General features: G+C 67.9%; 11 protein-coding genes. 10 read left to right on the forward strand and 1 reads right to left on the reverse strand.

Annotation, left to right across the window (positions count from 1 at the left end; translation table 11 throughout):
* Positions 1-23: 23 nt before the first annotated feature.
* Positions 24-437, reverse strand: a complete 414-nt coding sequence (locus AAFN46_RS14505; protein ID WP_347809398.1) for a hypothetical protein — start codon at positions 435-437, stop codon at positions 24-26.
* 121 nt (positions 438-558) lie between these two features.
* Here AAFN46_RS14505 and AAFN46_RS14510 point away from each other — a divergent pair, with 121 nt between their 5' ends.
* From AAFN46_RS14510 to AAFN46_RS14555, 10 genes are all read left to right on the forward strand, one after another.
* On the forward strand, positions 559-1,134 hold the full coding sequence (locus AAFN46_RS14510; protein ID WP_347809399.1) for a DUF4157 domain-containing protein: 576 nt from the start codon (positions 559-561) through the stop codon (positions 1,132-1,134).
* Positions 1,135-1,203: 69 nt separating this feature from the next.
* Complete coding sequence (locus AAFN46_RS14515; RefSeq protein ID WP_347809400.1) at positions 1,204-2,352, forward strand: acyl-CoA dehydrogenase family protein; 1,149 nt, start codon at positions 1,204-1,206, stop codon at positions 2,350-2,352.
* 4 nt (positions 2,353-2,356) lie between these two features.
* A complete protein-coding gene (locus AAFN46_RS14520; RefSeq protein ID WP_347809401.1) occupies positions 2,357-2,485 on the forward strand; it encodes an acyl-CoA dehydrogenase family protein in 129 nt (42 codons plus the stop codon).
* Positions 2,486-2,566: 81 nt separating this feature from the next.
* The gene (locus AAFN46_RS14525) at positions 2,567-3,691 is read left to right on the forward strand and encodes an HDOD domain-containing protein (RefSeq protein ID WP_347809402.1); all 1,125 of its coding nucleotides are present in this window, start codon (positions 2,567-2,569) and stop codon (positions 3,689-3,691) included.
* A 67-nt stretch (positions 3,692-3,758) separates the two neighbouring features.
* Positions 3,759-5,474 carry an EAL domain-containing protein gene (locus AAFN46_RS14530; protein ID WP_347809403.1) on the forward strand — a complete coding sequence of 572 codons (1,716 nt, stop codon included), beginning with the start codon at positions 3,759-3,761 and terminating at the stop codon, positions 5,472-5,474.
* 35 nt (positions 5,475-5,509) lie between these two features.
* On the forward strand, positions 5,510-10,327 hold the full coding sequence (locus AAFN46_RS14535) for a PAS domain S-box protein (RefSeq protein ID WP_347809404.1): 4,818 nt from the start codon (positions 5,510-5,512) through the stop codon (positions 10,325-10,327).
* 1 nt (position 10,328) lies between these two features.
* Entirely contained in the window at positions 10,329-11,261 is a 933-nt protein-coding gene (locus AAFN46_RS14540; RefSeq protein ID WP_347809405.1) for a PleD family two-component system response regulator, read from the forward strand.
* 433 nt (positions 11,262-11,694) lie between these two features.
* A complete protein-coding gene (locus AAFN46_RS14545) occupies positions 11,695-13,818 on the forward strand; it encodes a hypothetical protein (protein ID WP_347809406.1) in 2,124 nt (707 codons plus the stop codon).
* Between the two features lie 54 nt (positions 13,819-13,872).
* Entirely contained in the window at positions 13,873-14,172 is a 300-nt protein-coding gene (locus tag AAFN46_RS14550; protein ID WP_347809407.1) for a hypothetical protein, read from the forward strand.
* Between the two features lie 73 nt (positions 14,173-14,245).
* Positions 14,246-17,014: an HAD family hydrolase gene (locus AAFN46_RS14555; protein ID WP_347809408.1), complete on the forward strand. Its 2,769-nt coding sequence runs from the start codon at positions 14,246-14,248 to the stop codon at positions 17,012-17,014.
* The last annotated feature ends 5 nt before the right edge of the window (positions 17,015-17,019 follow it).

Raw genomic sequence — 17,019 nt, forward strand, 5'->3', positions numbered from 1 at the left:
GTTATCGCCATTCGCGGCGCCGCTCACTTCAGCCCGGTGAAGGCGGGGGCGTTGGCGCGGTAGTAGGCGAGGGCGTCGACGAAGCGCTCGGCCTGCTGGCGGTCGGCGATATGGAACTCGCGCAGCGTGTTGCCGCCCGAACCGCTCAGGCGTACGCGATAGCCTTCGCCGCTGCGGTGCAGCTCGATGCCATCGAGCGAGTTGAAGTAGATGCGCTCGCGGATGTCCTGCGGTCTGCCGCTGAGCGGCCCGTCGAGGCCGCGAAAGCCGAGGTAGTTGCGGTCCAGATAGATGGATGTCGGCGTGGAGGGCTGCTGCATGGCCACCGCGGTGATCACCGCATAGGCCTCGCGTTCGCCGATGGCCCGGGGTTGGTAGTCCAGCGCCGTGCAGCCTGCCAGCAGCAGGGCGGCCAAGGCGATAAGGATGGCGCGCATTTTCCTTCTCCCCGGCAGCGTGTTGGGGATTTTCCGGCCGCCGTGGCGGTCATAGCGTCGGCCGCCATCCGCTGCCATGATGGCGCCCCCGCGCTCCCCCTGACTGCTTCCTGGACACACCGTGACTCCTGTTCTCGTTCGCCGCGCCGCGCTGCTCCTCGTTCTGGGCATACCGCTGGGCGTCACCGCCGCCTGCCCGACGGGGCAGGCGGAAAACTGTCTCGCCGGCAGCTGCTTCTGCGTGCCCGACTTCGAACGGGTGCGCGAGGACCTGCTCGATAGCGCCGCGCAGACGCTCGAGCGCTGGCTGCTGCAGTCTCGCGCCAAGGCCCTGACGGCAGGCACGCAGCCGCTGCCGCCGGCCATCCGCGCGCGGCTGGCACCCTATTACGACAGCGCGTTGCTCGATGCGGTTCGCTTTCGCGTCGGCGCCCTCGACGAGCTGGATATGGCCAGCGCCATGCTGCAGAACCCGGATATTCGCGCGGTGACCCTGGTCGACGTGGTGGTATTCCGCAATCGCGAGGATGCCGAACGGGATGCCGCCCTCTGGGCCCATGAGCTGCTGCACGTCGAGCAATACCGGCTGTGGGGCTCGGCCGGCTTCGCCCGGCGCTACACCCGCGACTTCGACGCGCTGGAGAGGCCGGCCTACGACAGGCAGATCCAGGTCGCGCGGGCGCTGCGGGCTCAATAGCGCGACACTGCTTGAAAACCAAGCAAGCGCTCGGTTAGGGTGGCGAAAACAATAACGGGAGCCACCCGCATGTCCGCCTTCCAGGAATACTTCGACGAATCCCACCAACTGGTCCGCGACTCGGTGCGGCGCTTCGTCGAGCGCGAGGTGCTGCCGCACGTGGCGGACTGGGAGGAGGCCGAGGAGTTTCCCCGCGAGCTGTACCGCAAGGCCGGCGTCGCCGGCATCCTCGGCATCGGCTACCCGGAGCAGTACGGCGGCAGTCACGAGGGCGACATCTTCGCCAAGGTGGCGGCCAGCGAGGAGCTGATGCGCTCGGGCTCCGGCGGCCTGGTGGCCGGCCTCGGCTCGCTGGATATCGGCCTGCCGCCGGTGCTCAAATGGGCACGCCCGGAAGTGCGCGAGCGCGTGGTGCCGCAGGTGCTGGCCGGCGAGAAGATCGCCGCCCTGGCGGTGACCGAGCCCTCGGGCGGCTCCGACGTGGCCAATATCCAGACCCGCGCCGTGCGCGACGGCGACTGCTACCGAGTCAGCGGCAGCAAGACCTTTATCACCAGCGGAGTGCGCGCCGATTACTACACGGTGGCCGTGCGCACCGGCGGCGAGGGTTTCGGCGGGGTCAGCCTGCTGCTGATCGAGAAGGGTACGCCCGGCTTCGGCGTCGGCCGCGCGCTGAAGAAGATGGGCTGGCGCGCCTCGGACACCGCCGAGCTGTTCTTCGATGACTGCCGGGTGCCGGTGGAGAACCTGATCGGCGCCGAGAACATGGGCTTCGCCTGCATCATGGCCAACTTCCAGAGCGAGCGCCTGAGCCTGGCGCTGATGGCCAACATGACCGCCCAGCTGGCGCTGCAGGAGGCCATGGCCTGGGCCCGCGAACGCGAGGCCTTCGGCAAGCCGATCGGCAAGTTCCAGGTGCTCAAGCACCGCCTGGCCGAGATGGCCACCCAGCTGGAAGTGTCCCGCGAGTTCACCTACCGTCAGGCCGCCAAGATGGCCGCCGGCAAGAGCGTGATCAAGGAAATCTCCATGGCCAAGAACTTCGCCACCGACGTGGCCGATCGCATCACCTACGATGCGGTGCAGATTCTCGGCGGCCTGGGCTACATGCGCGAGAGCCTGGTGGAGCGCCTGTACCGTGACAACCGCATCCTCTCCATCGGCGGCGGCTCGCGCGAGATCATGAACGAGATCATCGCCAAGCAGCTGGGGCTCTAGCACTGTGGCATCTGGGTCGCTATGGCGCGAGAGCCTGGTGGAGCGCCTGTACCGCGACAACCGCATCCTCTCCATCGGCGGCGGCTCGCGCGAGATCATGAACGAGATCATCGCCAAGCAGCTGGGGTTGTAGCCTTTTCACGCCGGCGGCCATGTGCCCGGCCGCATCTGCGCCTATCTTTGCTGCGTGCGAGTGTGCGAATGCGAGGCTGCCATGCGCGTGATGGTGGTGGACGACGACCCCTGGCTGGCGGACCTGCTCAAGCAGCTGGTGCTGAGCAAGCGGCCGGCGGCCGAGGTGGATTGCTACGGCGATGTGCAGAGCGCCTATGCCGGCTGGCAGAGCAGCAAGTACCGGCTGGTGCTGGCCGACTGGAACCTGCCGGGCGATTCCGGCCTGAGCCTGCTGCAGCTCATCCGCAAGCAGGACAAGGAGACTCCCCTGGTGATGATCACCGGTCGTTCGGATCGCGACAGCGTCCTGGCGGCGCGGCCGCTGGCCATCAGCGCCTACATCACCAAGCCCTTCGAGGTACCCAAGGTACTGGAGTGTCTGGAGCGCCTGCTGCCCCAGGACTCCACACCGAAGCCCGAGGAGCACGGCCACGAGGACCTGGACAGCTTCCTGGCCAACCGTTCTACCGCAGAGCTGGACCTGCCGATGCTGGCCCGGGTGAAGGAGCGGCTGATGCTGATTCGCGACGGAGTCCCGCTGGACTTCCGCGAATTGACCGAGGACTGGCAGCATGATCCGGCGCTCTGCGCCTACCTGATCTCCGCGGCCAACAGCGCCCTGTATGGCGGAGTCGGACAGAGCTGTACCAGCCTGGCGGATGCGCTAAAACGTCTGGGTGGGCATACCAGCCTCAATCTGGCCATCGGCCTGGCCCTGCGCCAGGCCTGCCGGCAGGAGGAGCCGCTGCTCGCCATCTTCCTGCAGGAACATCTGGAGGCTTCCGAACGCATGGCCGAGAAGGTGGTGCAACTGGCCCGCCAGTGCGGCGTGGAGCACGGCGCCCTGCAGGTGGCGGCGCTGCTGCATCGCATGGGCGAGCTGTGTGTGCTGCTGCAGGCCCAGGTGTGGGTGGAGCGGGGCAATCCCCTGGACGACAATGCGGTCGTCCAGGCCGTCGACCGTTACGCCAGAACCTTCGCCATCGCCCTCAAGGCCCACTGGGGGCTACCGATGGCGCTGCGCGAACTGATCGGCGCGGCCTATGCCCTGCCGCAGGTCCAGGTGCACCGCGAGCAGGCATTGATGCGCCTGGCCGCCGCCCTGTGCGGCAACGAGCCGGCCGCCACCATAGAGCGCCTGAAGCGTCTCGCGGGGGTCGACTGAGATATCCGGCAGCGGCGCCAGTCTGGTCTAGTCTGACTGACAGGAAAGAGGAGTTCCGGAGCCTTGCATGCTGGATAACGCTTTCGACCCCATGCCCGTCATTCTCATCGTCGACGACCAGCCGGGTGACATCAGGGTCCTGCAGGAGTCCGTGGGGGACCTGGCGCGAGTGCATGTTGCCAGCGATGGCATCATGGCCCTGGAGGTGGCCCGCTTCTGTCGCCCCGATCTGGTCCTGCTGGATATCCACATGCCTGGCCTGAGCGGCTTCGAGATTTGCCGCCTGATGAAGGCCGATCCCAAGCTGTGCGATGCCGCGATCCTGTTCGTCACGGCCCATGTCCAGCCGGAGAATGAGGTGCAGGCGCTGGACTATGGCGGAGTCGACTTCATCCAGAAGCCGCTGAGCATTCCGGTGGTGCGGGCGCATGTACGGGCTCACCTGACTCTGCGAGCCGAGGCCAAGCGCCTGGCCTATTTCGATGCCCTGACGGGCCTGCCGAACCGCATGCTGCTGCGTGACCGGGCCGAGCAGATGCTGCAGAAGGCGCGCCGCAGCGGCGGGTGCGTGGCATTTCTATTGCTGGACCTGGACAACTTCAAGGGCATCAACGACTCCTTCGGCCACTCCATGGGCGATCTGGTGCTCAAGGAGATTGGCAAGCGCCTGAGCGACTCGTCGCGTTCGGTGGATACGGTCAGCCGCCAGGGCGGTGACGAGTTCGTCATCCTGATGCCCGAGGTGCAGCACTCGGAGGTGGTGGGCGACTGCGTGGAGAGGTTGCTGGAAGTCATCTCCTGCCCGGTCAGCATCTCCGGCACGCGCCATGACCTGTCCGCCTGCATCGGCATCAGCGTGTTTCCCGATGACGGTGATGACCTGGAGTCGCTCTACAGTCATGCCGATGCGGCGATGTATCAGGCCAAGCAGCAGGGGCGCAATCGCTACCGCTTCTTCTCCCAGAGCATCGAGAGCAACGCCCGGGCGCGCCATCTGCTCGAACAGCACATGCGCCGCGCGCTGGAGCATGGCGTGTTCGAGGTGTTCTACCAGCTCAAGTTCAATGCCCGAAGCCGACAGCCCTGCGGCATGGAGGCGCTGATCCGCTGGCGGAGGAGGGAGGGTGACCTGGTGTCGCCGGCCGAGTTCATCCCGCTGGCCGAGGAAACCGGGCTGATAGTACCGATCGGCAGGCAGGTGCTGCACCAGGCGTGCTGCGATGCCAAGGCCCTGCTCGACAGGGGGCTCAGGCTCTGTGTGGGGGTCAATATCTCCGCTGTCCAGTTTCGCGAGGAGTCCTTTCTCGACATGGTGATGGATATCCTCAGGGACAGCGGTCTGCCGCCCGAGTTGCTCGAACTCGAAATCACCGAGGGGGTGCTGGCGCACGACATCGAGGCGGCGAGGGCGCTGCTCGATGAGCTCAAGCGTGTGGGGGTGCGGATCGCCATCGACGATTTCGGTACCGGTTACTCCAGCCTGACCTACCTCAAGCGCCTGCCCATCGATGTCTTGAAGATCGACCAGAGTTTCGTGCGCGACATGCTGACGGATCGCAGCGATGCGGCCATTATCGAGGCCATCGTGCGCATGGGGCAGGCGCTGGGGCTCGAGCTGGTTGCCGAGGGGGTCGAGCTGAGCGAACAGGTCCAGAGTCTGCTCGCCATGGGCTGTGAGCTGATGCAAGGGTATCTGTATTGCCGGCCGATGCCGTTTGCACAACTGCTGGATGGCATCGACTCCGGATCAGTGCCGCTCCAGCACAACGGCGAGGGCAATTGAATGCCTATCCGAATGACCTGACTGAAGAGCTTAATGTGAGACTGACTGTTCTGCTGACCTTGGCCGTGGGGGCGCTGGTCACCGCTCTGGCGACGGAGCTGGTGCAAAGGACCAACGAGCAGCAGGCGCATGAGGCGCTGGTCAAAAGCACGGAGCGGATGGCCGATGCGGTGGTCAAGCGGATCGAGCTCTACCAGTACGGCCTGCGCGCCGCCCGGGGTGTGGTGCTGGCGAGTGGCGAGCGGGGCATCAGCCGCGAGCGTTTCCACCACTACAGCCAGACGCGCGAAATCGATAGCGAGTTTCCCGGGGCGCGTGGCTTCGGCTTTATCCGCCGTGTACCGGCCGAGGAGGAGGAGCGCTTCCTGGCTCGCGCCCGGGCCGATGGCATGCCCGATTTCCAGGTGCAGCAATTGAGCCCGCACTCTGGCGAGCGCTTCATCATCCAGTACATAGAGCCGCAGTGGCGCAACGGCCCCGCGGTCGGGCTCGATATCGCCTCCGAGGGCAATCGCCGCGCCGCCGCGCTGGCGGCGCTGCGGCGCGGCGAGGTGCGCATCACCGCGCCCATCACCCTGGTGCAGGCCATCGGCAAGCCGCTGCAGTCCTTTCTCATCCTGCTGCCCATCTATCGCGATGCGGTCACCCCGGACAGCATCGAGGAACGCATGGCCCAGGGCTTCGGCTGGAGCTACGCGCCGCTGCTCACCGAGGAGGTGCTGCGCGGCCTGCACCTGGAATATGACGCCGTGCACCTGCACCTGAGCGATATCACCGAGCCGGGCAGGAAAGTCGACTTCTATGACAGCCAGGCCGAAGGGCAGGAGCCGCAGACGGGCTTGCTGCACGCGGTCGAGCGAGAACTCTACGGGCGGCGCTGGCGGATCGAATTGAGCGCGCAGCCGGCCTTCGTCGCCCAGTTGCATCAGACCTCGCCCACACTGGTGGCCTTCGGCGGCGCGCTGCTCAGCCTGCTGCTGGCGGCGCTGGTGCAGCTGCTGGCCATCAGCCGGAGTCGCCAGCGCCAGGTGCTGGCCGAACAGGCACGCTCCGCCGCTATAGTCGAGAGCTCGAGCGACGGCATCATGGGCCAGACGCTCGACGGCATAGTGACCAACTGGAACCGGGGCGCCGAGACCATCTTCGGCTATAGCGCGGAGGAGGCCATCGGCCACACCCTGCTCGAGCTGATAGTGCCGGAGGAGCTGGCCGACGAGGAGCACAACCTCCTGCGCCTGATCGCGCTCGGCGAGCGGGTCGGCAACTTCGATACGCGCAGGCGCTGCAAGGACGGGCGGCTGGTGGACGTTTCGGCCTCGGTCTCGCCGATATTGGACGATAACGGCGCCGTTGTCGGCGTCTCCAAGACGGTGCGCGATATCAGCGCGCAGAAGGCGGCCGAACAGCGCGTCCTCGAACTCAACGCCAGCCTCGAGGAGCAGGTCGGCGAGCGCACCCGCGAGCTGCGCGAGCTCAATGTGCTGCTGAGCAACGTCATGCAGTCGGCCTCCGAGGTGACGATCATCGCCACCGATACGGAGGGTGTGATCCAGATGTTCAATCGCGGCGCCGAGCGCCTGCTGGGCTATTCGGCCGCGGAAATGGTGGGCCTGCAGACCCCGGCCATCTTCCACCTGCCCGAGGAGGTACAGGCGCGCGCCGAGCAGCTGAGCCGGGAGTACGGGCAGCCGATCGAGGGCTTCCGCACCTTCGTGCACAAGCCCGAACTGGAAGGCTCGGAGACCCGCGAGTGGACCTATGTGCGCAAGGACGGCGGCAGGTTCCCCGTCACCCTGGTGGTGACCGCCATGCGCGATGCCCAGGGGCAGCTGACCGGCTATCTGGGCATCGCCCTGGACATCACCCAGCGCAAGGCCACCGAGCGGCAGCTGGCGGACAGCCTGGAGACCACCCGGGCCGTGCTCGAAACGGCGGTGACCCCGGTCGTCACCTGCGATGCCCGCGGCTATGTGCGCGGCTTCAATCCGGCCGCGCAACGCGTCTTCGGCTACGGCGCCGAGGAAATGAGCGGGCATTCGGTACTGCAGCTGATCGCCGAGGAGTCGCAGGAGCGGATGCGGGCGCTGATCGAACAGCATATCGAGCAGTCCGATGCGCGCGCCGACAAGGCCATCGAACTCTGGGGGCGCTGTCGCGATGGCAGGGAGTTCCCCTGCCAGCTGTCGATCGGCGCCATGCACACCAGCGGCGAGCAGATGCTGGTGTGCGTGCTCACCGACCTCACCCAGCAGGTGCAGCTCAGGCGTGAGGCGCTCGCCGCGCGCGACCGCTTGCAACTGGCGGCAGAAGTGGCGGACCTGGGCATCTGGACCTGGACCCTGGAGGACAACCGCCTGCAGTGGAACGAGCGCATGTTCGAGCTGTACGATCAGCCGCTGGCGCTGCGTGAGGAGGGGCTGGTCTACGAGCACTGGCGCGGCCGCGTGCACCCCGAGGATGTGGCGATGGCCGAGGCGCGCCTGCAGGATGCGCTCGCCGGCAGGGCGCCCTTCGACCCGGTGTTCCGCGTGGTGTGGCGTGACGGGCGGGTACTGCATATCCAGGCCAGAGCTCATGTCGAGCGCGACGACGATGGCAAGCCGCTGAAGGTGACCGGCATCAACCGCGATATCACCGTGCAGCTGCAGCTGGAGTCGCGCCTGCGTCATGCCAAGGAGCAGGCCGATGCGGCCAGCGCCGCCAAGAGCGCCTTCCTGGCCAATATGAGCCACGAGATTCGCACGCCGATGAATGCGGTGCTCGGCATGCTGCAGCTGGTGCAGGGAACCGGCCTCAGCCCGCGCCAGCTCGACTACGTGCAGAAGGCCCATGGCGCCGCGCAGTCGCTGCTCGGGCTGCTCAACGACATTCTCGACTACTCGAAGATCGAGGCGGGCAAGCTGCAGCTCGACCCGCACGAGTTCGAGCTGGAGCCGCTGATGCGCGATCTGGCGGTGGTGCTGTCCGGCAACCAGGGCGGCAAGGACATCGAGGTCATGTTCGATGTCGATACGCAGCTGCCGAGCAGGCTGCGTGGCGACAGCCTGCGCCTGCAGCAGGTGCTGATCAACCTGGCCGGTAATGCCCTCAAGTTCACCAGCGAGGGGCAGGTGGTGGTCAGCCTGCGCCAGCTTGGGCGCAGCACGGACAGGGTGCGCCTGCGCCTGGCGGTGAGCGATACCGGCATCGGCATCAGCGAGGAGCAGCTGCAGCGCATCTTCGATGGCTTCACCCAGGCCGAGACCTCGACTTCCCGGCGCTACGGCGGCAGCGGCCTCGGTCTGGTCATCTGCAAACGCCTGGTGGAGCTGATGGGCGGCGAGTTGCGGGTGGAGAGCCGCCTGGGCGAGGGCAGCCGCTTCTGGTTCGACCTGGAGATCGGCCTGGTCGACGAGACGAGCCCGGCCGCGGCCTCCCCGGAGGAACTGGCCGGGCTACGCCTGCTGGTCGTGGACGACAACCCGGTGGCCAGGCAGCTGTTGCAGCAGACGGCGCTCGAACTGGGCTGGCAGGCCGACGCCGTGGCCGGCGGCAGGCAGGCGCTGGAGCTGATTCGCGGCAGACGCGAGCCCTACGACCTGGTGCTGATGGACTGGCGCATGCCCGATATGGACGGCATCGAGGCCGCGCTGCTGATCCGCGAGCAGGCGAGCGGCTCGCCGTCGCCCATGGTGATCATGATCACGGCGCATGGGCGCGAGGTGCTGGCGGAGCGTCTCGGTGGCGCTGGCGAACCCTTCGAGGCCTTCCTCACCAAACCGGTGACGCCACAGCAACTGGTCGCCTGCATCCAGCATGTGCGACATGGCGCCGCCGCGCCGCCCGCGCAACCCGACTATCGTCCCCAGCGGCGCCTGATGGGGTTGCGCCTGCTGGTGGTGGAGGACAACCCGCTCAATCGCCAGGTCGCCCGCGAGCTGCTGGTCGGCGAGGGGGCCGAAGTCAGCCTGGCGGAAGGCGGGCTGCAGGGGGTGGAGCTGGCCCTGAACGCGCGCCCGGCATTCGATGCCGTACTCATGGATATCCAGATGCCGGACATGGACGGCCACGAGGCGACCCGGCGCATCCGCCAGCAGCTGGGGCATGGCGATCTGCCGATCATCGCGATGACCGCCAATGCCACCCAGGCGGACCGCGACGACTGCCTGGCCGCCGGCATGGATGACCATGTGGGCAAACCCGTCGATATCGACAAGCTGGTGACGGTGTTGCGGCGCTGGACGGGCGGTGCGCCCACCGGCGATTCGCCGCCAGAGCCGGAGAGCAACGCGGAGCAGGGCGATGCCGTGCTCAGGCGCTTTGGCGGCAATCTGACCCTGCTGCGCACGGTGCTGGCGAGCTTCCCGCGGGAGATGGACAAGCAGCTCGCCCAGCTGCAGGCGCACCGCGCGGCCGGCGATCTGGCCGGTGTCCTGCGCGACCTGCATACCCTCAAGGGCAGCGCCGGCACCATGGGCGCGCAGGGGCTGTCCCGGCTCGCCGCCGAGCTCGAGCAGCGGTTCAGGCAGGTGCCGGATGAGGCCCTGGCCGACGACGCCTGGCTGGCCGAGCTGAGGCGTCGGCTCGAACGTGGCTGCGCCGAGCTGCAGGCCATGTTCGCCGATACGGAGGAGCCCTCCACGGAGGCAAGGGAGGGCGATGCGGCGACCTGGGCGGCAGAGCTGGAAAAGCTCCAGCCGCTGCTCGAAAGCGGCAACCTCGCCGCCCTGGATATCGCACAGGCCCTGGCCGAGGCTGTGCCTGCGCGGTTGAGCGGTGTGTTCGAGGACTTGCGCCAGGCCGTGGAGTTGCTCGATTTCGAGCGCGCCGGGATACTGCTGCAAGACATCTTGAACGATCTCGAGGGAGATTGACGTGGAGAGATTCGCTCCGTATCGGCATGGACGCCCCAAGCTGCTGGTGGTCGACGACCAGTCACTGAATATCCGTGTGCTGCATCAGCTGTTCCGCGACGAATGCGACGTGCACATGGCGACCAGCGGCGAGCAGGCGCTGAACGTATGCCAGGAGCTGCTGCCGGACCTGATACTGCTCGACGTGATGATGGAAGGCCTGGATGGCTACCAGGTCTGCCAGCGTCTCAAGGAGATCCCCGCGACTCGCGACATCCCGGTGATCTTCGTCACCGGGAAAAGCGACGAAGACGACGAGGCCAAGGGGTTCGAGCTGGGGGCGGTGGACTACATCAGCAAACCGTTCAATCCCGTGGTGGTGCGTGCCCGGGTCAGGACCCACCTCACGCTCAAGCTGCAGAACGACTACCTGCATGCACTGGCCATGCTCGACGGCCTCACCGGCATTCCCAACCGCAGGGCGTTCGACGAACACCTGGCGGTGGCCTGGGCGCAGGCCTGTCGGGACGGCCGGCCGCTGTCCTTGCTGATGATCGACGTCGACCACTTCAAGAAGTACAACGACCACTACGGGCACCTGCAGGGCGACCAGTGCCTGCAGCAGGTGGCCCAGGCCCTGGCCAGCGTGCTGCATCGCCCCTACGACCTGCTGGCCAGGTTCGGCGGCGAGGAGTTCGCCGGGCTGCTGCCGGATACCGACGAGAGCGGCGCGCTGCAGCTCGCCCAGCGCATGCAGGCGGCCATCGCCGAGCTGGAGTTGGAGCACGCAGCATCGGACGTGAGCGACCGGCTGACCCTGTCGATCGGCTTGGCCACCATGCGGCCTACTCCCCTGGGCAGCGCCGATCAGCATCTGAGCTACGCCGACGAGCAGCTGTATCGCGCCAAGCATGAGGGGCGCAATCGCATCTGTGCGCACTTCTACGACGAGTGAACCAGGCGCTCGCCGAGCCTCTGGCGCGGACTCCGCGAGCCTCTCGGCTCGCTCGGGAGGGGCATGGCGAATCGCCTACAGCTCGGCACGGTTATGGCGTACGCCCCGGTGCCGGTGAATTCTGACCTATCGATCAGGCTGTGCCCCTGTGCGGCGCTGCCGTCTTGCTGGTGCCGCCGTGGCCATCTCGCAGGCCTGTGAGCGGATGCCGCCAATGGCCCTGTGCCAGTTTGTTCCGTTCGTCTTGCCGGGGCCGCAGGCGGATGGGCGGCACTGTCCGTGCGCAATAACGGTTCCATACTCCTTGCGTCGTGCGCTGCGCTGTGCGCACGAGTCAACCCCTCATGGATATCTCCAAGGGCGACGTGCCATACCAGTGCAGTGACGGTTCTACGGGCAGGGTGCGCCCCTTGTTGAATAGGAGTGTTCAGCAATGTCCCGCCTGCCTGAAAACCCGCAATTTCCCCCCATGCCCGATCTGCTGCCGCCCGGCCCGGAAGACGCCCCGGCCGCCAGTGCCGCCAGCCTCGCGATCAACCCTGCCATCAATCCCAACATCGCCACGCTGCCCGGGCCGGGCGGGATCATCTTCCCGCAGTTTCGCAGCGTGCGTGCCGGCTGCTGGTTGCTCAACTACAGGCCCAGCGGCGCCTCGCTGGTGTCCTATGACGGCACGCTGCGGGTCGAGTCGCACAGCGATGGTCGCACCGCCAGTGGCGATCTCTATCAGCGCCCGGTGATCTTCCTGCCGGTGCCCATCCCGCTGCCCTTCCCGACCCTGCAGCGCAAGCCCGTCGCCCCCAACCTGTCGCTCAAGCCGGTGCTGCTGGCCGGCCCCAACCCGGCCTCGGGCATCCCTATCCTGCCGCGCAACAACTACCGCTATTACCTGCGGGTCACCTCGCTGCCGGAGTACTTCTACCTGGGCAGCAGCTTCAGCCTGGGCTTCCAGCTGTATCGCTACACGGCGCCGAACAGCTGGGCACTGGAGAGCACCCTGACCGCGCAGATGGTGCGCATGACCGCGCCGGCCGGTTATCCCTCGCCGTCGGACTATGCCGAGGGCGATGTGAAGAATGGCGTCGGCGCCGTGGTCGGGCGCCTGACCATGGGCTGGCTGTCCACCTACTTGCGCCGCTGCACCATCGAGATCGACACGGTCAACGGCTCGGAGCGGCCGACCACCAGTGGCGTCGGCCACACCTGGGCCACCGTGATGGACGCGGTGGGCTACCAGACCACGGTGCACCTGAGCGATACCAACGTGGTCGAGCCTTCCGGCAACTCCTGGTCGAATGCCGAGATGCACGCGGCCATGCTGGCGCGGCGCGCGGTGGTCAACCTGGATACCGAGTGGCGCTATCACGTGCTGGCGGTGAAGAACATCGACGCCACGCCGCGCGGCATCATGTACGACAGCGGCGGGACCGATTCCAACAATGTGCCGCGCGAGGGCGTGGGCATCGCCTCGCACTGGATCATCGATCCCGGCTGGGGCACGGTCAGCGGCCAGCGCTTCGGCACCGCCGCGGCGCCGTACTTCCGCACCGCCGTGCATGAGCTGGGGCATGCGCTGGGGCTGTACCACAACTCGGCGGACTTCGGCTTCATGTGCACCAGCGACGTGATCGCCGCCGGCGCCACGCCGGCCAACCCCTTCCCGGGCAATATCCAGTGGTCCTTCCACCCGGACAACCTCAAGCAGCTGCGCCACTATCCGGACCCCTTCATCCGTCCCGGCTCGGTGGCCTTCGGCGGTGCCTCCACCAGCACGCCGGCCATCACCCCGACCGACCTGGAAGCCGAGGTGCTGGGCCTGGCACTGGAAGTCACGCCGCTGCTCGGCGAGGTGCCGCTGGGCGCGCCGGTGCGCGTCGGCATCGCCCTGGTCAACCGCGGCGAGCAGCCCATCCTGGTGCCGGCCAACCTGAGCCTGAAGAGCGAGTTCGTCAGTGGCAGCGTGACCGACCCCACGGGCAGCGCGCGCACCTTCCGCACTCTCATCCACTGCATCGACGACTCGCCGTTCCGCGAGCTCAAGCCGGGCGAGCGCATCGAGGACTCGATGACCCTGATGCGCGGCGCCGAGGGCGCACTGTTCGGCGTATCCGGCATCCACGAGGTGCGGGTCGAGGTGCACTGGGAGATCGAGGGCATGATCGCGCATATCGCCGGCGCCGCCACGGTGATGGTGACCGCCGCGGTCGATGCCCAGCATGCCGCGGCCGCGCACAAGGTGCTGTCCACGCCGGACGCGCACCTGGTGCTGGTGCTCGGCGGCGATCACCTGGGCGAGGGCATCGAGGCGGTGCAGACCGCATTGGCTTCGCCGGTGCTCAAGCCGCACTTCGCCGCCATCGAGAGCAAGCGCCTGGTCTGCAGCTTCATGAAGCGCAAGCCGGACGTCAAGGCCGCCACGGCGCTGCTGGACGACGGAGCCGTGCTGAGCGGCGCCGAGCAGAACAAGCTGGAGCGACTGTTCAGCGATGCCGGCGGTAACCTGCCGAGGCTCGGTCGGAGCAAACCCAAGGCGACTCGCCTGGCCACGGCCAAGTGAGATGGTAGGAGGGCGGGGCCTTGTGCCCCGTCCTCCCCTGACAAGGAGAGACTGATGGCAGAACTCGACCCGAGATTGCCGGGGGCCTGGTACATGATCGATCAGGCGCCCTGTGCGGCCGCTTACGCCGTGCACCTGCGTCTGGAAGACAGCGGCCTGTACTTCGGCAGTACCGAACCGCCCGGCGGCTTCACCTGGTGGGACCAGGGCCGCTGGCAGGTTTCGGCGCCCGGGCGGATGGCGCTGTCCACCGCCAACGACGAAGTGGTGACCTACGCCTACAGCCTCATCGACGGCACACTGACTTTCACGGACCCGTCGGGTTGCCGCTTCAGCTACAAGCGCGGCGCCTAGCGTGCCGTCCCGCCGGCGGGGCCGGTGCGATTCGTAGCGACAGGCCAACCCGGCCTCCGTCAGGAGGACGAACATGTCCGGAGCCAGTCCCGCCACGGTCTTCTTCGACCTGGGCGATACCCTGACCTACACCGGCCCGGGCGGCGTGCGCCTGCGCTACGCCGACGCTCTGGACTGCCTGCAGGTGCTCAAGGCGCGCGGCTATCGCCTGGGCCTGCTGTCCAACCAGGCGGCCGGTACTTCGCTGGCCAGCGTGCAGGCGATACTCGACGACCTGCACCTGGGCCGCTACATCGAGGCGGCGCTGGTGACTATTTCCAGCGAGGTGCCGGGCAATCTCGGCAAGCCCGCGCAAGCCATCTTCGACCTGGCCCTGGGCAAGGCCGGGCATGCCGCGGCCAGCACGCGGGCGATCTTCGTCAGCGAGGAACTGGCCCATGTGCAGGCCGCGCGTGGCTACGGCTGGCGCGGCATCCTCAAGCGCAACGGCGGCGCCTGTCTGGGCGGCGACGGCGAGTGCGCGGTGGGCCTGGCCGGGCTGCTGGCACAGCTGCCGGCGCTGGCCGACCTCGCTGGCAGCAACCTGGACCTGGCGCCGCCACCGAAGCGGGTGGACGGCCTGTGGGCCGTGCCCATCGACATCCAGCGCATCGATGCCAGCCTGGTGTTCGATGCCGCCAGCCAGCAGATCGCCGGCGACGCCATCCTGCAGTTCCGCCTGGGCCGCCACGCCGGCTGCCCGATCTTCGACCTGCGGCAGACGGTCGGCGGCGTCTGGCTGGATGGCGCGGCGCTGCCCGTGGCCGAAGTGGCGCACCACGACTTCGGCGGCGGCGCCAACGCCAACCTGCGGGTGCTGGCGCGCAGCCTGGAGGCGGGCAGCACGCACAGCCTACGCCTGACCTACTCGGTGGGCGTGCCGCAGGCCTCCATGGCCGGCTCCTACCTGCCGCAGATCGTCTGGAGCGCCGGGCCGCGCCTGGCCTTCAACTTCGGCTTCACCGACCTGGGCGCCGGCCGTTACCTGGAGGCCTTCGTGCCGGCCAACCTGATCTTCGACCAGTTCGAGCTGAGCCTGGAGCTGCGCCTGACGGGAACCGCCGTGGCCCACACGCCGATCAGCAACGGCAGCATCAGCAACCTCGGCAGCAACCACTGGCGCATCGACTTCCCGGCGCGCTTCAGCGCGCTGTCGCCGCTGCTGGAGCTGCGCGCCGCCGACAGCCTGCAGAGCAGCACGCAAAACACCGTGTTGCCGGTATCCGGCAGCAATGTCGCCATCACCGCCTGGAAACTCACCAGCAACGCCGCCAACCTGGCGACCCAGACCGCCGCCATCGCCGGTTTCCTCGCCGCCAACGAGAACAGCTCGGGGCGCTATATCCACGGCGAGCGCTTCACCGCCTTCATCCACCAGGGCGGCATGGAGTACGAGGGCGGCACCACCACTGGCACCGGGCCGCTGCGCCATGAGACTTTCCACAGCTGGTGGGCACGCGGGCTGAAGCCGGCCAGCCAGCCGGACGCCTGGTTCGACGAGGCCTGGACCACCTACCACGACAACGGCGCGGCCGGTGTGCTGCCGTTCGACTTCGCCGAGGCGGCGCTGGCCCTGTGCTCGCGCAACCCCTGGGTGCGGGTCACCCACGGCTCGTCCTACGGTTCCGGCGAGCGCTTCTGGAGAGGCATGGCCGCCTTGCTCGGCGTGGCGCCGCTGAACGCGTTGATGAAGGACTTCTACCTGGCGCGCTACCCGCGCCCGATTCGCACCGAGGAGCTGGAATGCTTCCTCCTCGCCCGCGGCGCCAGCCCCGCCTGCGTGGAGGCCTTCCAGCGCTTCGTCTATGGCCTGGGCGATCCTTCGCCGCTGCCCGATCTATGGCTGCGCGATGAGGTCGGCGACCCCGGCGCGAACGACTGGGCGGGGCGTTTCTGGGACTCGCCCGATCTGTGGATTCGCAGCCGCGACGACGACGGCCTGGAGCACCAGAACCTGGAGTACGGCCAGGACAACTGGATTCACGCCCGCGTGCGCAACCGCAGCGCCAACGGCAGGGCGCGCCATCTGGCGGTGAGCTTCAACGTCAAGCAGTACGCCGGCAGCCAGTTCGTCTACCCGGCGGACTTCCTGCCGGCCGTCACGGCGGCGGTGGATTTCGAGCTGGGCCCGGGCGAGACGCGCATCCTCAAGGCGCGCCTGCCGCGCAGCGCGGTGCCGCCACCGGGCAGCCACCCCTGCCTGCTGGCGGCCATTCACAGCCGCTTCGATCAGCCGCAGGCGGGCCGCCATGTGTGGCAGCAGAACAACCTGGCGCAGAAGAACCTCAGCGTGGTCGACCTGCAGCCCAACGCCTGGATCGTGTTGCCGCTGCTGGCCTTCAGCCTGCGTCCGCGCCTGGCGCGCACGGTGCAGTTCGAGCTGCGCCGGCCCAAGGGCATGGACGACCTCAAGGCCAGCCTGCTGCTGGGCAAGGGCGCCGTGCCGCCCAAGCTGCGCGCCGCCGCCATCGTGCTGCCTACGCCGGCGCCTCTGCTGGCGAATGCCCTGCATCTGGACTGCGCCAGCCATGCCGAGCCCGCGCGCGACCAGGTCGGGCCGCTGACCAGCGCGCAGCCGGCGCGCCTGGCCGAGAGCTTCCCCGCCGCGCTGGAGCTTGCCTTCGCCCCGGGCTCGACGGCCGCGCTGCCGGTGCGCCTGGCGCCGCAGCAGGCGCAGCGCGTCGGCCTGCGCATCACGGTACCGCCCGGCGCCAAGCGCGGTGCCAGCTTCCTCATCGATCTGCTGCAGCGGGAGCAGGGCAAGGTGGTGGGCGGGGTGGCGTTGCGCGTCAATGTGCGCTGAGCGCC

Origin of the sequence: Pseudomonas sp. CAU 1711 (genome assembly GCF_039888625.1) — a bacterium.
Classification (GTDB): Bacteria; Pseudomonadota; Gammaproteobacteria; order Pseudomonadales; family Pseudomonadaceae; genus Aquipseudomonas.

Bases quoted from the DNA above. Each gene is read 5' to 3' on its own strand.
- AAFN46_RS14545 (WP_347809406.1), top strand. From the start codon at position 11,695: ATGTCCCGCCTGCCTGAAAACCCGCAATTTCCCCCCATGCCCGATCTG.
- AAFN46_RS14530 (WP_347809403.1), top strand. From the start codon at position 3,759: ATGCTGGATAACGCTTTCGACCCCATGCCCGTCATTCTCATCGTCGAC.
- AAFN46_RS14550 (WP_347809407.1), top strand. From the start codon at position 13,873: ATGGCAGAACTCGACCCGAGATTGCCGGGGGCCTGGTACATGATCGAT.
- AAFN46_RS14555 (WP_347809408.1), top strand. From the start codon at position 14,246: ATGTCCGGAGCCAGTCCCGCCACGGTCTTCTTCGACCTGGGCGATACC.
- AAFN46_RS14525 (WP_347809402.1), top strand. From the start codon at position 2,567: ATGCGCGTGATGGTGGTGGACGACGACCCCTGGCTGGCGGACCTGCTC.
- AAFN46_RS14515 (WP_347809400.1), top strand. From the start codon at position 1,204: ATGTCCGCCTTCCAGGAATACTTCGACGAATCCCACCAACTGGTCCGC.
- AAFN46_RS14505 (WP_347809398.1), bottom strand. From the start codon at position 437: ATGCGCGCCATCCTTATCGCCTTGGCCGCCCTGCTGCTGGCAGGCTGC.